Origin of the sequence: Flammeovirga sp. OC4, assembly GCF_000812565.1 — a bacterium.
Classification (GTDB): Bacteria; Bacteroidota; Bacteroidia; order Cytophagales; family Flammeovirgaceae; genus Flammeovirga.
In genome coordinates this window covers 13,936-33,866 of record NZ_JTAM01000040.1, presented here as the reverse complement: position 1 = coordinate 33,866, position 19,931 = coordinate 13,936, and the positions used below count along the sequence as shown (strand labels likewise).

Genomic DNA, 19,931 nt, shown 5'->3' with positions numbered 1-19,931 from the left:
TTGTAATATAATTTTGCATTTATCTTATAATCTTTTTGTCCTAATACTATATTTTCAAAACAAAAATTTCATTTCTGTGTTAATGAATTAACAAATTACAATAATACAAGAATGAAAAAATTTTTAGTGATTGGTGGTTCGTCAGGAATCGGAAAAGCAGTAGTAAATCAGCTTTCGAATGAAGGTCATGAGGTCTTTGCGACCTACAATAAAACTGCCCCACTTGATGAATTCAGTAACGTACATTTCTTTCCCCTCAATGTGTTAGACGAAACACTCGACTTTTCTGTTATCCCTAATGAATTAGATGGATTAGTATACTGTCCAGGGGCAATTGATTTGCAACCATTCTCTAAAATATCATCGCAAGCGTTTATTGATGACTTCAATTTGCAGGTGGTAGGTGCAGTAAAAGTAATACAATCTTGTATTAACGCACTCCGAAAAGGTAAAGGGTCAGTTGTCCTTTATTCAACAGTAGCTAATCAGATGGGCTTTAAATACCATAGTTTGGTAGCCTCATCAAAAGGTGCAATTGAAGGGCTTACAAAATCTTTGGCCTCAGAATATGCACCTAAAGTACGCTTTAATGCCGTTGCTCCTTCCTTGACTGCTACTCCCCTTGCGGCGAAGTTTTTGGGTAGTGAAGCCAAAGTTGAAGCCAACGCAAAAACACACCCATTACAAAGAATTGGCAGTGCTGAAGACATTGCCAATATCACACACTTTTTATTATCAGACCAATCGTCATGGATCACTGGTCAGGTTATTCATGTTGACGGCGGTTTATCAACCCTAAAAATGTAAAGCTATGTTTGGATTATTTAAAAAGAAATCAAAGAAAGAAGTTCTCGAAAAAAAATATAGAAAATTATTGGAAGAGTCGCACCGCTTATCCACAATCAATAGAATGGAAAGCGATAAAAAAATGTACGAAGCCAATCAAGTTTTAGAAGAAATAGAAAAATTATAATCATGGGATTTTATCAGTTTAAAGCTACTCAAAATATACCTGCATCTAAAGAAGAAATTTGGGACTTTATTTCTTCTCCTAAAAACCTGAAAGAAATTACTCCCGACTATATGGGGTTTGATATTACATCAGAACATGCGTCGGACAAAATGTATCAAGGCATGATCATCACTTACAAAGTGAGCCCACTTCTAGGTCTTAAAATGGACTGGATGACTGAGATTACGCATGTCAGAGAAGGAGAATATTTTGTGGATGAACAACGTGTAGGTCCTTATAATTTATGGCATCACCAACATATTTTAATTCCAACTGAACATGGAGTAACTATGAAAGATATTGTGACATATGCTCCTCCTTTTGGGCCACTAGGTGATATTGCCAATGCTATCATGATCAGAAGTAAGTTGAAAGAAATTTTTGCTTATAGAAAGAAAGTGATTGAAGAAAAATGGGGAATTTATGAAGAGAAAGTAATAAAAGAAAAGGCATCTTAGTGAGGATGTTGAAACTTAAAAAATACAGGACAATAAATAAGATATTAAAGATTATCATAATTGTAATTATACTCTGAATAAGAGACCCAAATTAACTATTTCTTGACCAATAAAATACCCCTTGTCGAATTCGCTTCGGTAAGGGGTTATTTTTGATTCTAAATCACGGATATTTTAAATAGTTCATTTAAATAAAAAAACCAACCACATTGTAAACTAAGTTTATATCATTTATAGTGTTTAGAAATCAGGAGATTTCTGCTGATCTGTAAGACACGAATGTCGCTAACGCTTAACATTCGCGCCAGTGAGCTTTCTACCATTTTAGCTTGGTAGTAGGCCCCGGCCTTGAATTTTTCACTTCGTTTTTTATCAATGGAAAAATGAAGAAGAAGGAAGTTTTAAAGTAGGTCCTATAATTACATGTAGAAAGGCCTATTGAAAGTTGACGATAATTTAGTTTACAATTTACTAATACTTTACCCCCATATTTTCCATTTTGGTACTCTTACCATATAGTCTACAGCACACTCTTCACTACATTGTTTCCAATGTACTCTGTTTTTAAGATTCAATGGACTATCAATATGAACTGGATCTTCTCTTCTAAAATCTCCTCCCCATCGTAAAGCCTTATCTTTTCTGATGGCATTAATAAAGTGCTGTACATTTAGAGGTAATTCACTGAGGCTACCTCTTCGTAATTCATTGGATAAGTACTTTTTCCCATCGCTTATTAAATTAAAATCAATAGCAAAACCTGCTAAATGATTCGATTGCCTACCCGGCTTTACAATTGCTCCTTTAACAGAATGTTGTTCCGATCTGTAACTTTGATTGATAATCAGCACAACATCATGCTCCATCGCATAGGCCTCAATTTGTTTCAAGTGCTTTTCAAAGTCTTTATGAATAAGAATTTGCCTTCCTCTTAAACCTTCTATATGCTCGCCCTTATATTCGACTAAAACCTTAAAATTTCCCGTTTTATAATGAGTCCAAAACTGGTAGTTAAAGTAGAAATAAAGAGTAGTGACCAAGGTTATTATCCCTACAAAAAATAATATTTTAGTTGCTTTTACCATAGTTTGCTTTAATATTAAACATGGATAATCCTTCTACTCGTAAAATGAATTACACAAATATATATTTTTGTTTTTAGCTAACGGTATTTTCTTTCTGTTTCGTGATCCATCAATGAAAAAGAAGAAAATCTATACTTTTAAATCTAAAGCTAGATTCTCTTCCTAATAAGGCTTTTATACAATTTCCTCCACTACATCTCTTGCACTTCTTGCGGCATTGTGTACTGCTCCCCAATCATATTCTTGGGTATAGGCATCTCCGGCAAAATAGAGTTTATCCTGAACAGAAGTAGACAGTACTCTTGAAATTCTAGCGGGAGCATTATCTGCTAAATAGGCTGCAGATATATAAGGTTCATCATCCCAATTTTGGGCAATATGGTTTATATAATTTGATGATGCTTTTCCTTCAAAAATTGTATCCAATTCATTCAATATAAAGTCTCGTAATGCTTCTTCCGATAAGCTCTGATATTGCTTTGCTTGTTCTCCTACTGCAAACAAACCAATGATGTGTCGAGAAGAATTTTGACCATAAGATGCATCATAATACAAGCGTTGTCCCTCTTGGGTTTCGCTATCAGGAAAAGTGAGATAAACAGGGTAGAATTTTTCGGAAAACTCCATAAATACTTTAATTCCACCCCATACGGTAGCATCTTGAATGGCTTTCTGTTTTGTATCCGATAATGCAGGTGTGAAAGTAATGGTTTCCATTTGTAGTATTTTCAAAGGTACAGTCACCACAACTTTATCAGCTTCGTAAGTTGCCCCATTATTATTACTCACTACCACTTTATCGCCCTCATAATTAATACTTGTAATTGGGGTATTGAAAATGAAATTGGATTGAATACTTGGCACAACATAAGTTTCAAAAAAGTCTAGCCAACTACTATTTATAAACTTTTGATCCTCAAAATTCCCAAACTCTTTTGCCAGTGAAGACGTGGAATAAGTACCATCATAATACCCAATGTCATCACTCCCATTATACCCTTGCGTTTGAGTTGCTATTTGGGTAGAAGTATCATTTACAATTGCATCTAAGTCCGAACGGTCAACATGTAACCATTCGGCCCCTAAGGGAATAGGAAAATCTGCAAAAGTTGTATTGTGTTTTACTCTGCCTCCATACGTTGCACTTGCTTCGATAATTTTAAAGTCAATCCCATTTTGTGCTAGTAAATAGCCTGTAGACATGCCTGCAACACCAGCTCCTATAATCAACACTGAACCTGAAAATCCTGAGGGTTTTACTGTATTATCATTATTACAGGAAGCTATAACCGATTGAAAGGGAATTGAAACTCCCAATATTCCACATACTTTGATAAATTCTTTTCTTGTCATAATACAGGTAGCAAATGTAAAATAGTAATTACACTGTTAACGTAGTTTTTGGTCACGTTTAATCTACTAATCTACAACTTTTTCTCTTCTATAAAAGCAAATACAGCTCCACCAGGATCAGATAAAACGGCAATGTGTTTGTTTTAAATTGCAACTCTTCAACAATCCAAAAAATGAACTGCTTCCATTTATTGCACTGTAAAATACGTTTTCGTTAATTTATGTAATTCCTTTTGTGAAGGACAAATGGTAGTGTATTGTGGTTCGTGAGGTCGTTGCAATGCAACGACCCTACAGAACTGCTTTTTAGAAGATGAGTACAAAACTTTAGTCTTTGATCTATAATCAGGCAATCGTTTAGTAGTAAATCCCTCGGCCTTGAAAGGAAAAGCGTTAAGAATTTCATGGAGCGAGCCGTTAAAAATGATTTTCTTGTTTGAGCTTTAGCGAGTTTAAAATCATTTAGGCGAAAGGAATGAAATTTAGCTTTTGCGTTCAAAGCCTTGATTTTTTTGCTTCTTTTTGTTTTAAGACAAAAACGAAGAAGAAAGACGTTTGAAAGTAGATCCTATCAATGCTTGTATAAAGGAAGCTTGAAAGTTAACGATAATTTAGTTTACAATGTACTTATTATATTATTGGTTAAAATTCACATCAATCACCTCACATTCTCCGATAGGTCTTCCTTCATTAAAGGTTCCTTGAGTTCCTATTTGTATTTTCTCTTTATGAAATTCTAACCAATCATAATTAGCAACAAACATTTTTGCTATTCCTGATTCAGGAATTGGTAATTCATCTGAAAGCCTTCCTCCATCACAATCCTCAAATTCTGGATAGATCATAAATAGTTGGTTTTTCTTAAAGCTTGGATCATTGTATCCAAAATCCCACTTTATACCTTGAAATGCAGAGGACATTCTTCCGCCTTGATCTGGTCTGAATAATTGATATTTCACTTTGAAATCATAATCTCGACCATAAATATTTTTATATGACTTAGAATCATTCATAATGCCACTTTTATAACTATTAAATTCAAACATCAACATATCAGAGCAAATGTATTCGCACTTAAAATGGGTTAAAAGTCTTTTGGGTGTTATTATCCTCCTCATCATCAGGAGTAAATGTCTTGACAATCGGTAAGATCAATTTATTGTTGGGGTTGGGGTATTCTTTGCCAAAACTTGACCAACCAGAGCTCCAAAACAAAATCATTTCTTCCCAAAAAGGAATCGTTTTGTCTTTGGCATTTTTAAATTCCATCTGATTTATTTCTTGCAATTCCTTCACTGGTTCGGCGTACCATTCATCATCTTCATCATCATAAACTAATTCATTTAGATTCAAATGATCCTTTAGTTCTTCTAACAGATAATGCCTCATGTTCCATCCATAAACAATAATATCAGACCCATAGATGGACAGTACCGGAGTATCTTTTACATCACTAACTGTAAACCGGTGTCCGAAAAGTGGAATTACTTTAGGAGTTTGTTCAAACCACTCTGAAAATATTCTTTCTTTTTCTTTATCCGATTGAGGTCTTATTTGACCCCATGATTTTAACCAAACTTTATTTGCCCCTACTACATCTTCAAAAATGGTACGAAAAGGCCAATCAAATCGTTCTCTGATTTCCTTTTCATCCTCCAGCCAATTGTAGAAAAATGGAATGTGCTCAATTTTTATTTCAGCATCTTTATCAAAAGAACTTTTATACTCAACTGTTTCCTTTCTATCAATTGTATGAAGAATCTTTAGAAACTGTCTATGATCGGGAGTAAATGTGATATTGTAACGATGTTCAACAGCATCAATTTCAGCATCACTTAACCCTATCCATTTTGCTCCATAAATCCATTTTTCACATACAAAATCAGCCTCTGAATGTTCTGGGTTGATACTCCAAAATTTTTCTGTACGCTCTTTTACCCAATAAAGAAACGCTGTATAATCATCAGGTATTTCTAGTTTCATGGTTTACTTTTTAATCTACCTTACGATAAATATAACACCCTGCTTCAGAAGGATGATCTTGTACCAAATCGGAACTGTTTTCTTTTCGAATCAAATTAATCACTAAAAAATCTCCTCCTGCTGCCATTGTAAAAAACATTCCGAAAAGTAACAATCCAAAATCACCAATCATAATGGCTACAAGTGAAGGAAGAATACCTAAAAATAGCGCTGGAGTTATAGCTCCAATAATATATTGTCTTACATATAAAGGTTCTTTGCAATGACAATACGGTGTCAGCACCTTCCAAAGCACACCAAATTTTATTGATTTGAAGCCCTTCTTAGCAAAAATTGCCCAAGTAATTCCATGTATCAATTCATGTACTACAATTCCTAAAATCAAAGTAAATAGTACCGCTACCATCCCTAATTCTGATCCTTCAGGCCCCATATTACTCAGGAACTCACCTACATCAATTTGGGGTTTCCAAATCATAAAAAAAGGGACTCCGAAGACTAACCCAATCGGAATGAGAATGAGTATACCAAATATATTGGCCCAACTTAAATTAATTGTCAGTTTTTCTTTCTTATAGTTTTCTAATTCGAGCATTTTGTAGCTAATTCAGGCTTATAAGTATTTTTTTCAACGAATATAATCTATAATTCCAATCTTCGTATCAATTCCTTTTAAAACTTCAATTCCCAAACAATGCTAAGCATTTTCTAAGTCAAGCTGTCAATTAAGTAATCCAATAGTTTAAAGGTGCCCATACCTAAAAACACCCAAATGAATCTTTGCAAAATGTTGGTTTTTACTTGCTGCTTTTCGATTACCTTGTCATCTTGGATTAATTCCAATTCAATTTGCCTATTCTTGAACTGTTTGTAATTAGACTTCAAAATCAAGTTTTTAGAATTCAAGTTCAATGAATGATTGAACCCAGAGAAAGAGAACTTTTTAGAAGCAGGTTTTCCATTCAATAAAACACTTTCTACTCCAAATACGGAATTGTGAAATTCTATCTTATCATTTTCAATTTTAAATTCAGCGTACTTCATTTTTGTTTAGTTTTTAAGTATGAATTATAACCTCAGATAAGTATAGTAATACATTCCGCTTTGGTGGTATCCTTTATCTGAAAGTTATTTTTAAATAGTTTTGCTTAAGGTGTAAAAGTACAAAGAATGTTAGAATATTTAGCTATCTAATGAGAACTTTTACAAAGTGTTATTTATTGTCATTTCACCCACTTTTATAACTTTTGGATTTGAAGAAATAGATACCTCAAGATCATCACCGTTTTTAAAATGAGGATATGTTACTTCAATACAAGTACCTCCATTATTTATAAATGCCTTTAATATCTTATAAGTCAATAGCAATATTGAAAGATACATCCCTGCAGTTTCTACAAAAATCACTTTGTATTGAATCGTCATAATATAAATCTGGATTGCTCTCTGTTGTTGCTCTCCTAAATCATAAAAACTATCCGTTATATTTATTCCTTCGCTTACACTATTGGTTATCGTAAAAAAATCATCAACCTGAGTTTGATTTAGCCCATAGTTTGACATGTACTCAAAGACATTCTGCGATTTGAATAATTTATTCAATAATGGGTTTTTAAATGAATTTTGAATAGAGTGAACACTTTTACCGAAACAATAATTTTTTCGTAGTAAACTTGATATCTCTTTATATTGATGATTCATCGAAATACCGACTTCTATTCTGACATAATTTTCTTTAGAAATGTCTATCTCTTCAAACTTAAAACCATTATAATTTATACTTTTTAAAATCATTTCTTTTGAATTGTGGAGAGTCAATAGTGTTTGTCTCAGATTATGTTCGTATGATACTATCCGTAAAGTTAAAGAACTATTGAAAATGTGGTAAAAAAGAGACTTGAATATCTATTACTTGCCTCCTTATTCACCACACTTACAATAGTATTAAAAGACTTTATTTGCTTGAAAGCATCAAAAGATGATGTTTCTCTACTTAAAATAATTAAAGTTTGACAGCATTTAGTAGGTTTCTATGATTCTAAGAATATCACAAACCAAAATCATTGCAGCCTTAGAAGCCTCTAGCTGATTTAGGGTACCCGAAATGTAAGTATCGAGTTGTGGACAATACCATAAAAATGATGCTGTACTTCCATTATGACCAATTATCTCTAAGCGTGTTTCTGTATTTATTAGTTTGTCCAAAGTTACTTTGCGTATTCCAAAACCATATTCCATTCCAACAGATTCATCAATCCAATGTTGCATAGCTAAACGGGTTTCCTTCTTTAAAATTTTATCTTGATTGAGTGCTTCAAAAAATTTAATAAGATCTTTAGTTGAAGATACCAATCCCCCTCCGCCCCAATCCGCACTTAAACTTTTAAGTGATGATAACTCATAGTCACCCGCATAGAACTTCACAAGAGAACGTTTATTCACCATTGCTTTATTTTCATTTAGGTTGATGTATGAACTATTCATGTTTAAAGGTTGAAAAATGTACTGTTGAAAGAACATGGCTAACGATAAATCACTTAGGTTCTCGATAATCAACGCTAAAAGCACATATTCTGTATCGGTATAATGATAGCCTTCTCCAGGGATAAAAAGGGGTGTCATCTTATCTTTTGAGAATTGAATCATTTCTTCCGCAGACCATGATTTATTGGGTTGAATTATTAATTGATTGATGATATTTGGACTTTCATCATTCGTTATATCTGTGAAATAATCAGGCAAACCAGATGTATGTTGCAGTAAATGTGCAATTTTTAAATCCTTTGAATAGTCTTTACCATCCAAAACATGAAGTTTATTCATTAATGAATCTGGTAAATACTGCACTATTTTGTCTTCAAAATCTAATAGTTGTTGCTCTTTCAAAATACCAATAGCTGTAGCAGTCAGCATCTTTGTAATACTAGCTGTATAAAATGGACTGTGTATTGAAATAGAATCTTCTTTACTTTTGGCTAATCGAAAATGAATATCACGAGAGGCAGAGTAAACATGTAAAATGCCACTTTTAATGATTCTCTTTTCTAATTCAGTGTTAAACCGTTGTTCTATTGTTGTTTCTATTGGTTGCTGAGCGACAGCTAATAATCCAACGAAGTTGATGAGGACAAAAAGCAAGTATTTCATAAGATTAACTTTAAATTGATACACAATGTTACAATTTTATACCAATATAAAGATTTGGTTCAAAAAGGAAATAAGAATCCCATCTGTTATCGAGTTGTTTAAACTCCTCTGGGGTATTGGTATCAATATGCCAAACATTACAATGAAATTGCGGTTCTATAAAAAATTGCTTCTTTTTTCCGAAAGCGAAATGATATCCAATATGGTACGAGTTGTAGAGTTTAAAGCCATTCGCAATTTTATTGTTATCAAGGTCCAAATAGGTTTTGAACAGCGGTAAAACCTCAACGGAAGCAAATAATCCTTTCCACAGCATGTGTTGGTATGAAAAACCTACTCCTGTTTCTCGTAAATAGCCAGGATAAAATTCTTCCTTAGAATCTATTTTATCTAAGAGTCCGTCCCACCATTGTATACCCATAGGTTGAAATAAACGCCAAGTAGCTAATTTCACACCCACAATACTTTTAGCATTAAGCTCGCGTTTGATGTGTAACTCAAAGTGTTGAGTGTTGGTTCTTTCACCACCTTCTCCCAAATTTCCTAGAATGATTGCCGGAAAACTAACTCTGTATTTTAAATCGTTGTCACCTTTCTTTGATAGTTCGGTGTTTTGTTGGGCAAAAACATTTAGTGTAAAAAGTGTTAAGCCGATGAATAGTAATTTTTTCATAGTGATAAATTTTAAATTATTTGTTTTGTTAATTATTTGATAGTGCAAAGATGAGGTGGAAGTGAAAGTCAATCGTTCTGAATTATGATTTGAAACTCTTTTGATCTTCTAGTACTTTTTATAAAATCATCAAACAAAAAAGACCTAGAGCAAAACACCCTAAGCCTTATTGATTACTATCTTCGAACAGTAAATCTATTTTAAATAATTATTTGTTTTTTATCGTAACTCCTCAAAAGCAAGGTTCAAAATGATTGGGAGTTACTCTCAGTTCATGATCAAACATGATTGTCAGCATCTTATTTTTGAACTTTCTCATTCTTTAGGTCCAAGAAGTAAAACTTATAAGTACAAATTCAAAATTATCTAATAATTCTATTTATTGTTCTGCGATTTCTTCCTTGAAAAACTTTTAACACATTGTAAACTAAGTTTTCGAATATTTACGATGTTTAGAAATCAGGAGATTTCTGCTGATCTTTAGGACACGAATGATGCTATTGCTTAACATTCGCGCCAGTGGACTTTCTACCCAATTCATTTGCTACTTCTTCCCTCGGCCTTGAAGGGAAAAGCGTCAAGAATTTCATGGAGTGAGCCGTTAAGAATGATTTTGCTGTTTGAGCATCTCAAAACGATGAAGTTTTGATCGAGTTATCCTTTCAAAAGGCGAATGGAATGAAATTTAGCTTTTGACTTCTAAGCCTTGAATTTTTTGCTTCGTTTTTGTTTCAAGACAAAAATGAAGAAGAAGAAAGTTTGAAAGTAGGCCTTATAAAATCTAGTAGAAATATAGATTAAAAGTTAACGGTAATTTAGTTTACAATGTATTTAATAGAACCACTATTCATACGTTTTTTAGAGTTGAACTCACAAAAAATAAATTAGAATTAACTATGATTAATTTTCGGATTTGTACTTACAGAATGACTTTTAATCCAACGGCTTGGTGTAGTACCTTCACTTTTCTTAAAAAAAGTATTAAAAACAGTTTTTGAATTAAATCCACTGTTGTAAGCTAATCCTAAAATAGTAAGATGCGTATTTTCAGGATCTAAAGCGATACTTTTGAAATGCTTTAAGCGATAGAGATTAACAAAATCATTGAAGTTACTATTAAATGCCTGATTGATTAAAAAAGATGTTTTATTAGTGTTTAATTCTAAGGCCTCAGACACAAATTTCAGACTCAGTTCTGGATTCAAATAAGGCTTATTTTCTTTAAAATAAATAAGCAAATCGTTTTTTAAACCCTCAATCTCATCTTGATTTAAAATAGATATTACCGACTTATTTTCAGCACCTTGAATTTCCTTTATATCATCATGACTCAAGTTGCTTACATGAAGTTCTTTAAAGCCAGAAATTGTATGAAGTGTTTTTAAAAAAGGGTCTTGTCTATAATTTATAATTTGTCCACGCTTCTGTAAAATCATTTCCTCTAAACGAGAAAAAGCGAGGTCTCTATGTGTTGTCTGACTTAGAATAAAAAGATCATAAGGTACAATTAAAGCCTCTTCATAACCTTGTTTTAGTTGATCTAAATCTGCCTGAGAAATTTCAAATTTACTTCCATTTATGAGTTGGAATAATAAATTTTTCTCTCGCCCAAGTGAAGTATTTTGAATAAAAGCATCAAAGGCTTGTCTATCATTCAACCAGATAAGACAGTAACACTTAAGGTGATGTGCTAACTCAAAGGTTGAGTTTAGTGTTAAAGCATAATTTACCCTTTCAAGTGCTTTTTCATATTGACCACGATAATAATAAAGATGTGCTAAAGTATAATGATTGTTGGCAGAAAGCGGATCTACTTCTAAAAGTCTATTGGCGAAAATATCAGCCTCTTCAAAAAAGCCAAGTGCTATAAATAATTCTGCCATGGCTTCTAACCCATCAATATGATTGGGGTTAATGTCCAAAACCTGCTTTATGTGTGTATAAGCATTCTTAAAATCCCATTCTCCCCAGAAAAATCTCCCAACAAAAGATAAAGGATATTCAGGCAATGTAGTATCGATTGCTTTGGCCATTAATAAGTTTTGTATCGCCAATTGCATTGCTTGTTCATGAGGCATATAATTCCACAAACCTAGTAAACCGTAGCACTGTAAATTTGCATAATAAGCCTTTGCATAATTTTTATCTAAAGAGATTGCTTTGTTATAGTATTGAATAGCTTCATTTAGGCTTTCTCGTGTCCATAATAATTGTAATGAACGTCCTTTCAAAAACATTTGATAGGCTTCAACGTTATTTGTCGGCTGTATGACTAATTGACTTTGTACTTCAAAATAACCAAAATTATTCCTCACTTCATCTGCAATAGCCAAACTTATTTCATCTTCTAACTCAAAAAGATCAATCAATTCTCTGTCATATTTTCTTGACCAATAGTGAATACCATCTTCAACATTAATTAATTGAGCTGTAATTCTAACTTTGCTCTTGGATTTCTTAATACTACCTTCTAGAATGGTATTGACGCCTAATTGATTTCCAATTTCTCTAATGTCTATCTCCTTGTTTTTAAAAGCAAAAGAAGAGGTTCTAGCAATCACTTTTAGTTGATCGATTTTGGTTAACGCATTAATGATTTCCTCACTAACACCATCACAAAAGTATTCATTATCAATATCATTACTCATATTGACAAACGGAAGTACTGCTATAGATTTTTGGTCGCTCATTTTTTTTCTTGAATTTAGCACCTGTTCTACACAAGTCGACTGAAGAGAACATGCAGCAAACAGAGTACATTTGAACAAACTTACTGAATAGCAAGGGTGTTAGGCTATATCATATTGGTTTATTCATTTTAATTTGGTAAGAATATCTATCAATTTTAAAAATACCATTGATATTTTTATTTATTGGTATCGTTAATTCATCAATACTTAATATATCATCATCTCCTAGATATTTCTCTATACCCAAGTAGTCTCCTTGTACAAAATATTCTACTATCGCTTTATGGTGAATTCTTATGATAGGATCTAATTGTAAATAATCTCTATTGCTATCCATTTCCAACAGATAGTATTGATAGTTTTTATTACTGTCTAGTTCAGCTTCAATTCTAATTTCCATTTTAGATGAATCCAGAACAAAGTATTCATTAATTACTGGAGGTTGGTAATCATTACTATCTAATTCATAGACTAAAAATAATATTTCATCATTCTTCGTTGAAAGCACACTTACATCCTCACTAAGATTAGTTGATGATATTATGATTTCAAATTTACTTTTTTGTGCAGTGATAGTATTTGAAATAAAAAGTAATAATACGAAATAAATAAACTTCATTTTTGATAATATTTACGAATCATAATATATACCCTACAAATAGATACCAAATAATCATAACGACTAGAATATGGTTTGGCGGACGGGTTAAGTAAGTCATACCCGACTTATATAATATGTCCCTTATTATGCTTTTTCAATATATTTTAATTTTTACTGCTTGAATAAATTGGTGTTAAACTTTCTTGAAAGGTGATAAAAAATGGTCACTAATATTATTTCTAGTAAAATCGAAAATATCACAAATAAATTTGCTTCAGGCATTAACTCAATAGTAGAATCTAATACAAATACACTTTCTATGTTTGAACCACTTCCCTCAAATGGAAATATTACTCCTTGTATAAAATTCCAAGAAAAATGCATACCTATAGCGATGTAAACAGATCTAAATTGATAGGCTGCATAAAAAAGTGATATCCCTGCCAAACTAATTAATAGTTGCAATCTAGGAAATAAAGATAAGTCTAAATGTAAAAATCCAAAAACTACAGAACTTATAAATCCTAATAGTAACAATCTAAAATTTAATGACTTATTTTGGTCTTTAATCCACTTGCGAAGAAATAAGTATCTGAATAGATATTCTTCCACTATTGCGACAAATAAACAGTAGAATAAAGAATTGAAAAAACTCGTATACTTTAAGTCTGAATTAATCAAATATTCATTGTCTCGGTATTCCGTAATAAAAAGTAACATAAAAGAGAATACCGATATAACTACGCCTAACCCAAAAAGTAGTAGGTCCTCTTTCTTGATTTTAAATTTAGATTTCATAAAATTTATTTATTAATTTGTTCTAACGACTCGTGCGTGGTATCTCAGACGGATTACGTCTCATACCTATTGTAAACTCTGCCCTCCCTTTTTGTAACACTTTATTTCCTTATTTTTTTAATAAATTGCTCTCTAAATAATTCAAAGGTTTTTTCATCTGACATTTTCTTGGGAATTAGAAGCGTATCATTATCATCATTTAGATCAAAATAAAAAATTAGAAATGATTCTTGGTTAACAAACCCTTCAATATCATTCCATGACTTACATAATTCAAGTTTCCCATTCTCAAAGTATCTAATTTCACTTTCATCAAAATCGATAAATGCAGTTTTAATAAGCTTCAAACTATCAATACTTACTTCTACACTTTTGATATTACTTTTAATTATTCTACGGTTATTATACTTTAAATAGACGATCTTCAATAAGAAGATATTACCGTATATTAAAGAAAGAATAGAAAAATTAAACCACCCCTTATTTAAGAATCCTAGAGCTGAAAAAATCATAATTAATAGGAATGAAAAAATGATATGATTTTTCCATGATCGAACAGTTCTTTTCTCTTGATCTATTAGTATATCATGCATTTGCTGATACACGTATCTATACTCATGTTCATCAAATTGTAGTTCTAATCTCATTTATAAAAAATATTTACCCATAACCTAACGGCTAAACTACGACCAGTGGTAGTAAAGCTAATGTTATCCTCATTTTACATATTCCATGAGAAGCACAATTTTTTCTTCATGGTAAGAAGGTTCAAACCTATTCTTAATTGGTGAATATAAATCCAATTTGATAAATTCATTCCATTCAAACGAATTATAAACTGAACACAAATAATTTGTATGATAAATTTTATCTAGGTAGCTGATGATTGCAATAGCCCATTCAATTGATAAATCTTCGATAACTAATTTATTCTCATTTTCAATTAAATAAGCTATTTGTTGCTTAATAAATTTGATAAAGTACTCAGATGGTCTGTCTTTTTTCAAAAGCAATAAATTTATTAATGCATGCTCACCATGTCTAGTTCCTGGCTTATTTAAATACTTCTCAATTTCGGATGTTAGGACATGCCTTTTTGATAAACCTATCATCCATGCAGAAACTTTACTTGGTCTCCAAGAATCATTAAGCAATTCGATTAATATCTCATCGCTTAATTCATTTCCTAAAGCTATTAATGAATTAAACAATTCTGTTATTTGGTTGTTTGTTCGTCTTAAAAAGTTCATCCGCATCAAAACGCCATAATAAGGAATGATATATTTTGAATAAAGTTCTGATTCAGTCATTTTTTTGAAGCTAACGATAAACCATGCTTTATGAGCCCTTTTAAGGGGATTTTACTTATTAATTTTTATCAATACAAATCCTCCAATTTCAACTGCATCGACAAATGCAATCTCATTCTGATTGTAGAAAAATTTTCCTTTGTCAAAACTAATCATAGTCGTATCCATAAGAAAAAAATATTCGTTAGTATTAGTCAAAATATCTGAGTTTGAATCAGTCAATTCCAAAACTTCAACATAGCTTATTGCTTTATTTTTAATCAAATCATTAATCGGAATTTGGTTATTCGAGGTCTGAAAGAAATATTTTGTTCCTCCTCCAGGCATACCAAACCATGGCATTACTTGTCCTGCTGATACATTTACATTTTCAGGAAGTTCGTTTACTATGAAATATTTATGATCTAATCCTTCAAAGTTTGGTGGTAAAGATTTCTTTTCAAATTGCTCTTTATATTTCCAGAAGAAAACTGCTTGATGTTGCCATTCTGGATTCTCTCTCTCCTCTTTTAAATTATCAGTCCAATAATGCATAAATAATTCATGAGTCATTAGTTGCAATCTCGACTTCTCTATTTTTTCTTTCAATTCAACACTAAATCTTTTACTTGAACTTTCAGAATCAATAGTGTTTGATTTCATCTTAGTTTCTTTCTTTTTTCCGAATATTCTTTTAAGCATTTGATTTCTTTATTTCTGTTTTATTTTACTTGTCGTCTCACTTAATTGTACACTACGTTGAGTGTATGGTGTCGTAAGGGATTGAGGGCTTCAAACGTATCAAGTTGAGAGCCAAAATTGATGCAAGTGATACCGCTCGTAAACCTCTGAAACCCTTATGCACTATACACATTGTTCTCAACTTTTATTTTTCTCTTTTATTTTTCTCTTTTATCCTTAACCACCATTTCATCGTCTTGAGTTTGTCAATTTCATGTTCTCTCTTCAAGTCATTTTCCAAATTGTCAAAACAAGTTTTCACTTGGTCGATACCATAGTTTTGTACAAGCCAAAATATAATTTCCTTACAGCTTTTATTCCAAGTCCCTATTATTCGACGAACTATTTTATTTAAGTCAAGTGTCGATTTCGGTTTTATTTCGGCTAATATCTTACAGGCTACTTCTTGTTCCTGAAAACCGCTTTTTTCATCTTCAATTAGTAAGATAATTCCCTCAACGATCACTTCATGAGGGACTTTTGGCAAAAATTTAATGAACTGTCGAATTCTTAAATCTCCTATTGAATCGTACTTGTCAACCGAAATTTTAATCTCATTCTTAAAATCTATTGGTGTCTCTGGAAATTTCATAACTTTTTAATGCCAATCATACCCGCAAAATCTGCATTGTTTTGCCTTTGGAGTCCTAGCTAATTCACTGCATTTTGGGCATTTATTAAATTCTATTTTATCGGAGTTTTCATTTAAGATTCTTTCTGCTGTATTTAATCTGAACTGGTCAATTCCGTTTTCTAAAAGTCTCAACGTTTGCTCATCTTCTGTCAACCATCCTTTACTTAAATATATTTTTCTTCTCTTCTCAACTGTATCTTGATTTTCACTGTGAGTCAATTTATATTCTGAGGAATAATGTCTCCAAGCTAATGCTTCCTTTTCATTCATTAATCCGCTAAAATAATTCAATATGTAATCTATTGTCTCTGTTTTCATAATTGCTGAGAACTTTAAATATAAACAATTACGTATACCCCATAAATTTCAAGAATAAACACCATTGCATATATCCATGAGTAAAAACTTCCAACTCCCTTTTAAAAAATAGTTTGCTGTTAGAGTGTTGAAAGACAGTTTCAATTTACATTTTAATGTATTACAAAACAAGATTTGGTTTTATATGCCATCGTATTCCCTTGCTTCTTGAGGCATTAAGTTTGTAACGAAAAAAGACTTCCCGAGTAATCGAAAAGTCCTTGCTAATTTACATACAACTAAATGCAAGAGAACTACACCGTCTTTGTTCAACTAGGGCTTCATTTTTGGGTCTTGAGACCAAATTAAGACCTAATTATTAAATATTTTTTTTAAAATTTCAATTCCCTACTATCATGAGTTTTAATGGCTTTTCACGCTTTAAATTTTCAATTGAATTTGAGCTATTTAAACTATGTAATAAATAATTCTTGTAACCTTTCCCAACTTGTTCAATCGCTTCAACCAATACTTTTTCTGAACACGTTGAGTCATATTGAATTTGTATAAAGTTATATTTTTGGCCATTTGAAATAAGATATTTTGAAATCTGAGTACTTATTTCTTTAACATCTCTAACAATCTTATTATCTGATAAATATTCTCCTTTTTTATTTACTAAAATATGAAAAGAATTTCTAAAAGGGATACATAAACAACATATGTTTTTATGCATTAATATTAAATGAAGGTTTTTAAATTTACCAATATCTACAAGGTATTCAAACTTACCATCACAAAAATCATGTTCAAACTTTTCTGTTATAAAGTCTCTGTTTAATCTATGTAAATCTTCAAAAGAAGTTGCCAACTTAGGGTAATTATCTTTAGCTTCTAATATTTTATTTACTGTAGGTTCATTTGAATGAAAGCATGATCCTAAAATAATAATTAAAAAAAAGGTCAATATTTTTCTAGACTTCATCCTATAATTGTACACAACGGTTAATGTAAAATGTGTTTTTAATACTTTACTTTTTATATAATGTTATTGCCTGTTTATTCTAATCATTTAAATTAATTTCTTTCGGGCGTTCCAAATTTTCATAGTCGCTAATATTTTCATTCATCTGTGGAAGTTGCAGAATGACAGGTTTCTTTTAATTTGTCCATTTTTGAGCCAACTCTAATCTATAATCACCTTTTTTATTTGGGTTCCATCCATCATTTAAACCTTTTCTTATCAATTGTGAAACCTGATTGGGTTTAATTTGGATAACCTGCTCTGGGCCTAAAAAACCGTCAATCAGCAATGTATGACATTTAATAAACATACTGGAAACAGAATTATCCATAGATTGAATTACAACATTAATTGTTGCATCTCTTACGCTGCCTAATCCATATTGCTGAGCGTATTTCTTGAAATTATCGTTTAGCTCATTACCCTCTTGTCTCCAATCAGATATTGGTTTTAACTTTGATATCTTATATTGAAACCTAATTCCATCTACTTCAATATTTCTACTTCCTTTTTTTGGGAAAGCCATCCTCATTTATTTTTTATTGGTTGATTGGTTACGTGATGACTAAACTCGTGAGCGGTTGCGTCATCTGTGAATGGAGTTTAGTTGCTGTTGTGTGGGGTATTATTTTGAAGGTCTTTTCCTATATTCAAAGGGTCTTTTAATAAAACCTTCAACTCATATAGTTCTTCTTCATTAATAACATATGTTTTACTCCATTTGTCATGCCAACCTCTATCTTCTGAACTAAAGAAAAATGACAAAGCATCAAAAGGAACAAATCTTACTATAGTTCTAAGAAGTACTTCTCTAAAAGTAAGACTTTCTCCATATTCATTTACAACAATTGACTGAGTCAAATACTTCCCTGGTGTTTTTTGTAAATAAAATTCAAATAATATGTAGTATATAGGTACTGATATCAAGATGAAGAAAGCCTCAAATGGAAAAGGTGGAAGTTCATTTAAAATATATAGAAAACCTTGATATATTAATAAGTCACAAAATACATTTACAAATCTCATTGATAAGCTTAAAGGTTTTATTTTTCTTTTTTGCCTAATTTCTAAATCCACATATTCTAATTCTCCATATTCGTTACGTTGTCTACGTGAAATTTCTTTAGTGATATATATATCGGTTAATTTTGGTTTATCTATAAAGTGATTCTTCATAATTTTTTACAATTTACTTATCCTACACAACATTAAATATAAACAATAACGTATACCCCTTAAATTTCAAGAATAAACTCCATTGCATATATCCATTCGTAAAAGCTTCCAACTCCTTTTCAAAAAATAGTTTGCTGTAAGACAGATTCAATTTACATTTTAATGTATTACAAAACAAGAATTGGTTCTAAAGGTCATCGTATTCCCTTGCTTCTTGGGGCATTAAGTTCGTAACGAAAAAAGACTTCCCGAGTAATCGAAAAGTCCTTCCTAATTTCTATACAGCTAAGTGTATTGGAAATCCACTGTCTTTGTTCAACTAGGGCTTAATTTTTGGGTCTGAAGACCAAACTAAGCCCTAATTATTACCTGCTTTTTTTATTTTATTCAGGTTTTTACTTTAACACAATTAGTATTGCGGAAATCGCAAACAGCCCGAAGCATAGAAATAAAAACTTGAATATTGTTTTATTATTCTTAATTATTCTCTGTTCGGAATCATCCAATGCTCCTAAAAATTCTTTGTCCGACAAGGCATTTCTAGTTATCATAATTCCGAAACTATGTTTTTTATACAGTTCAGGTTTCGTTTTTTTTACAGAGTCTGATAATTTAAAAATATTCACTCCGTAATTAAGAATTCCGAACAGCGCAATGCCCCAAAATATTACAGGACCATAAGCAGCAATTTTCTTGTCAAAAAAGAGTAAAAGAACTACTTCGGCAATGATTCCTATTATGATTATAGTTGTATAAATTTTCTTCATCTTCTAATTGCAGGTAACATTAAAAATAAACAATAACGTATACCCCTTAAATTTCATGAATCAACACCATTGCATATATCCATTAGTAAAACTTCCAACTTTCTTTCAAAAAATAGTTTGCTGTTAGATTGTTGAAAGACAGTTTCAATTTACATTTTAATGTATTACAAAACAAGAATTGATGGAAGGGAGGAAATAGAGCA

24 protein-coding genes are annotated in these 19,931 nt (G+C 31.6%); 3 read left to right on the top strand and 21 right to left on the bottom strand.

All coding sequences use genetic code 11. The features are described 5' to 3' along the window. Nucleotides 1–111 precede the first annotated feature (111 nt). The 3 genes from PL77_RS18650 to PL77_RS18640 are packed head-to-tail and all read left to right on the top strand — an operon-like array spanning nt 112 to nt 1,470. A complete protein-coding gene (locus tag PL77_RS18650) occupies nt 112–807 on the top strand; it encodes an SDR family NAD(P)-dependent oxidoreductase (protein ID WP_044208734.1) in 696 nt (231 codons plus the stop codon). A gap of 4 nt (nt 808–811) precedes the next feature. Then, nucleotides 812–973 carry a Lacal_2735 family protein gene (locus PL77_RS31820; protein ID WP_044208733.1) on the top strand — a complete coding sequence of 54 codons (162 nt, stop codon included), beginning with the start codon at nt 812–814 and terminating at the stop codon, nt 971–973. A gap of 2 nt (nt 974–975) precedes the next feature. Further along, nucleotides 976–1,470, top strand: a complete 495-nt coding sequence (locus PL77_RS18640; protein ID WP_044208731.1) for an SRPBCC family protein — start codon at nt 976–978, stop codon at nt 1,468–1,470. Between the two features lie 479 nt (nt 1,471–1,949). On the opposite strand, the gene PL77_RS18635 is transcribed toward PL77_RS18640, so the two are convergent. The 21 genes from PL77_RS18635 to PL77_RS18535 all read right to left on the bottom strand — a co-directional run bounded on the left by PL77_RS18635 (nt 1,950) and on the right by PL77_RS18535 (nt 19,728). Next, a complete protein-coding gene (locus PL77_RS18635) occupies nt 1,950–2,555 on the bottom strand; it encodes a M15 family metallopeptidase (RefSeq protein ID WP_052444549.1) in 606 nt (201 codons plus the stop codon). Nucleotides 2,556–2,729: 174 nt separating this feature from the next. Continuing rightward, complete coding sequence (locus PL77_RS18630; RefSeq protein ID WP_044208729.1) at nt 2,730–3,908, bottom strand: NAD(P)/FAD-dependent oxidoreductase; 1,179 nt, start codon at nt 3,906–3,908, stop codon at nt 2,730–2,732. A 635-nt stretch (nt 3,909–4,543) separates the two neighbouring features. Further along, on the bottom strand, nt 4,544–4,921 hold the full coding sequence (locus tag PL77_RS30805) for a hypothetical protein (protein ID WP_156152426.1): 378 nt from the start codon (nt 4,919–4,921) through the stop codon (nt 4,544–4,546). A 61-nt stretch (nt 4,922–4,982) separates the two neighbouring features. Further along, on the bottom strand, nt 4,983–5,891 hold the full coding sequence (locus PL77_RS18620; RefSeq protein ID WP_044208727.1) for a hypothetical protein: 909 nt from the start codon (nt 5,889–5,891) through the stop codon (nt 4,983–4,985). Between the two features lie 10 nt (nt 5,892–5,901). Then, nucleotides 5,902–6,486 (bottom strand): DUF3267 domain-containing protein, encoded by a 585-nt coding sequence (locus PL77_RS18615; RefSeq protein WP_044208726.1) that lies wholly within the window; start codon nt 6,484–6,486, stop codon nt 5,902–5,904. A 113-nt stretch (nt 6,487–6,599) separates the two neighbouring features. Then, nucleotides 6,600–6,935 carry a hypothetical protein gene (locus tag PL77_RS18610; protein ID WP_044208724.1) on the bottom strand — a complete coding sequence of 112 codons (336 nt, stop codon included), beginning with the start codon at nt 6,933–6,935 and terminating at the stop codon, nt 6,600–6,602. A 159-nt stretch (nt 6,936–7,094) separates the two neighbouring features. Further along, entirely contained in the window at nt 7,095–7,685 is a 591-nt protein-coding gene (locus tag PL77_RS18605) for a hypothetical protein (RefSeq protein WP_044208722.1), read from the bottom strand. A gap of 225 nt (nt 7,686–7,910) precedes the next feature. After that, nucleotides 7,911–9,038, bottom strand: coding sequence for a serine hydrolase (locus PL77_RS18600; protein ID WP_044208720.1), 1,128 nt, complete (start codon nt 9,036–9,038; stop codon nt 7,911–7,913). A gap of 28 nt (nt 9,039–9,066) precedes the next feature. Further along, entirely contained in the window at nt 9,067–9,711 is a 645-nt protein-coding gene (locus PL77_RS18595; RefSeq protein WP_044208718.1) for a hypothetical protein, read from the bottom strand. An 890-nt stretch (nt 9,712–10,601) separates the two neighbouring features. Then, entirely contained in the window at nt 10,602–12,401 is a 1,800-nt protein-coding gene (locus PL77_RS18590) for a helix-turn-helix domain-containing protein (RefSeq protein ID WP_044208716.1), read from the bottom strand. A gap of 109 nt (nt 12,402–12,510) precedes the next feature. Continuing rightward, the gene (locus tag PL77_RS18585; protein WP_044208712.1) at nt 12,511–13,020 is read right to left on the bottom strand and encodes a hypothetical protein; all 510 of its coding nucleotides are present in this window, start codon (nt 13,018–13,020) and stop codon (nt 12,511–12,513) included. 153 nt (nt 13,021–13,173) lie between these two features. Next, the gene (locus PL77_RS18580) at nt 13,174–13,800 is read right to left on the bottom strand and encodes a CPBP family intramembrane glutamic endopeptidase (protein ID WP_044208709.1); all 627 of its coding nucleotides are present in this window, start codon (nt 13,798–13,800) and stop codon (nt 13,174–13,176) included. Nucleotides 13,801–13,901: 101 nt separating this feature from the next. Continuing rightward, nucleotides 13,902–14,447, bottom strand: coding sequence for a hypothetical protein (locus tag PL77_RS18575; protein WP_044208706.1), 546 nt, complete (start codon nt 14,445–14,447; stop codon nt 13,902–13,904). Between the two features lie 69 nt (nt 14,448–14,516). Continuing rightward, on the bottom strand, nt 14,517–15,110 hold the full coding sequence (locus PL77_RS18570) for a DUF6000 family protein (protein ID WP_044208703.1): 594 nt from the start codon (nt 15,108–15,110) through the stop codon (nt 14,517–14,519). Between the two features lie 51 nt (nt 15,111–15,161). Further along, complete coding sequence (locus PL77_RS18565; protein WP_082026623.1) at nt 15,162–15,791, bottom strand: glycohydrolase toxin TNT-related protein; 630 nt, start codon at nt 15,789–15,791, stop codon at nt 15,162–15,164. 184 nt (nt 15,792–15,975) lie between these two features. Further along, a complete protein-coding gene (locus tag PL77_RS18560; RefSeq protein ID WP_044208700.1) occupies nt 15,976–16,422 on the bottom strand; it encodes a hypothetical protein in 447 nt (148 codons plus the stop codon). 6 nt (nt 16,423–16,428) lie between these two features. Further along, complete coding sequence (locus PL77_RS18555; RefSeq protein WP_044208697.1) at nt 16,429–16,782, bottom strand: hypothetical protein; 354 nt, start codon at nt 16,780–16,782, stop codon at nt 16,429–16,431. A 379-nt stretch (nt 16,783–17,161) separates the two neighbouring features. After that, nucleotides 17,162–17,746, bottom strand: coding sequence for a hypothetical protein (locus PL77_RS18550; protein ID WP_044208694.1), 585 nt, complete (start codon nt 17,744–17,746; stop codon nt 17,162–17,164). Nucleotides 17,747–17,921: 175 nt separating this feature from the next. Beyond that, nucleotides 17,922–18,311, bottom strand: coding sequence for a hypothetical protein (locus tag PL77_RS18545; RefSeq protein ID WP_044208691.1), 390 nt, complete (start codon nt 18,309–18,311; stop codon nt 17,922–17,924). A gap of 77 nt (nt 18,312–18,388) precedes the next feature. Beyond that, entirely contained in the window at nt 18,389–18,961 is a 573-nt protein-coding gene (locus PL77_RS30800; protein WP_052444546.1) for an RDD family protein, read from the bottom strand. A gap of 395 nt (nt 18,962–19,356) precedes the next feature. After that, the gene (locus tag PL77_RS18535) at nt 19,357–19,728 is read right to left on the bottom strand and encodes a hypothetical protein (RefSeq protein ID WP_044208690.1); all 372 of its coding nucleotides are present in this window, start codon (nt 19,726–19,728) and stop codon (nt 19,357–19,359) included. Between the last annotated feature and the right edge of the window lie 203 nt (nt 19,729–19,931).

What these genes read in the sequence shown, in the direction of transcription:
- PL77_RS18605 (WP_044208722.1), bottom strand. Translation starts at nt 7,685, where the DNA reads ATGATTTTAAAAAGTATAAATTATAATGGTTTTAAGTTTGAAGAGATA.
- PL77_RS18595 (WP_044208718.1), bottom strand. Translation starts at nt 9,711, where the DNA reads ATGAAAAAATTACTATTCATCGGCTTAACACTTTTTACACTAAATGTT.
- PL77_RS18620 (WP_044208727.1), bottom strand. Translation starts at nt 5,891, where the DNA reads ATGAAACTAGAAATACCTGATGATTATACAGCGTTTCTTTATTGGGTA.
- PL77_RS18615 (WP_044208726.1), bottom strand. Translation starts at nt 6,486, where the DNA reads ATGCTCGAATTAGAAAACTATAAGAAAGAAAAACTGACAATTAATTTA.
- PL77_RS18580 (WP_044208709.1), bottom strand. Translation starts at nt 13,800, where the DNA reads ATGAAATCTAAATTTAAAATCAAGAAAGAGGACCTACTACTTTTTGGG.
- PL77_RS30805 (WP_156152426.1), bottom strand. Translation starts at nt 4,921, where the DNA reads ATGAATGATTCTAAGTCATATAAAAATATTTATGGTCGAGATTATGAT.
- PL77_RS18635 (WP_052444549.1), bottom strand. Translation starts at nt 2,555, where the DNA reads ATGGTAAAAGCAACTAAAATATTATTTTTTGTAGGGATAATAACCTTG.
- PL77_RS18570 (WP_044208703.1), bottom strand. Translation starts at nt 15,110, where the DNA reads ATGACTGAATCAGAACTTTATTCAAAATATATCATTCCTTATTATGGC.
- PL77_RS18590 (WP_044208716.1), bottom strand. Translation starts at nt 12,401, where the DNA reads ATGAGCGACCAAAAATCTATAGCAGTACTTCCGTTTGTCAATATGAGT.
- PL77_RS31820 (WP_044208733.1), top strand. Translation starts at nt 812, where the DNA reads ATGTTTGGATTATTTAAAAAGAAATCAAAGAAAGAAGTTCTCGAAAAA.
- PL77_RS18575 (WP_044208706.1), bottom strand. Translation starts at nt 14,447, where the DNA reads ATGAGATTAGAACTACAATTTGATGAACATGAGTATAGATACGTGTAT.
- PL77_RS18560 (WP_044208700.1), bottom strand. Translation starts at nt 16,422, where the DNA reads ATGAAATTTCCAGAGACACCAATAGATTTTAAGAATGAGATTAAAATT.
- PL77_RS18600 (WP_044208720.1), bottom strand. Translation starts at nt 9,038, where the DNA reads ATGAAATACTTGCTTTTTGTCCTCATCAACTTCGTTGGATTATTAGCT.
- PL77_RS18545 (WP_044208691.1), bottom strand. Translation starts at nt 18,311, where the DNA reads ATGGCTTTCCCAAAAAAAGGAAGTAGAAATATTGAAGTAGATGGAATT.
- PL77_RS18555 (WP_044208697.1), bottom strand. Translation starts at nt 16,782, where the DNA reads ATGAAAACAGAGACAATAGATTACATATTGAATTATTTTAGCGGATTA.
- PL77_RS18550 (WP_044208694.1), bottom strand. Translation starts at nt 17,746, where the DNA reads ATGAAGTCTAGAAAAATATTGACCTTTTTTTTAATTATTATTTTAGGA.
- PL77_RS18565 (WP_082026623.1), bottom strand. Translation starts at nt 15,791, where the DNA reads ATGCTTAAAAGAATATTCGGAAAAAAGAAAGAAACTAAGATGAAATCA.
- PL77_RS18585 (WP_044208712.1), bottom strand. Translation starts at nt 13,020, where the DNA reads ATGAAGTTTATTTATTTCGTATTATTACTTTTTATTTCAAATACTATC.
- PL77_RS18535 (WP_044208690.1), bottom strand. Translation starts at nt 19,728, where the DNA reads ATGAAGAAAATTTATACAACTATAATCATAATAGGAATCATTGCCGAA.
- PL77_RS18640 (WP_044208731.1), top strand. Translation starts at nt 976, where the DNA reads ATGGGATTTTATCAGTTTAAAGCTACTCAAAATATACCTGCATCTAAA.
- PL77_RS18630 (WP_044208729.1), bottom strand. Translation starts at nt 3,908, where the DNA reads ATGACAAGAAAAGAATTTATCAAAGTATGTGGAATATTGGGAGTTTCA.
- PL77_RS18610 (WP_044208724.1), bottom strand. Translation starts at nt 6,935, where the DNA reads ATGAAGTACGCTGAATTTAAAATTGAAAATGATAAGATAGAATTTCAC.
- PL77_RS18650 (WP_044208734.1), top strand. Translation starts at nt 112, where the DNA reads ATGAAAAAATTTTTAGTGATTGGTGGTTCGTCAGGAATCGGAAAAGCA.
- PL77_RS30800 (WP_052444546.1), bottom strand. Translation starts at nt 18,961, where the DNA reads ATGAAGAATCACTTTATAGATAAACCAAAATTAACCGATATATATATC.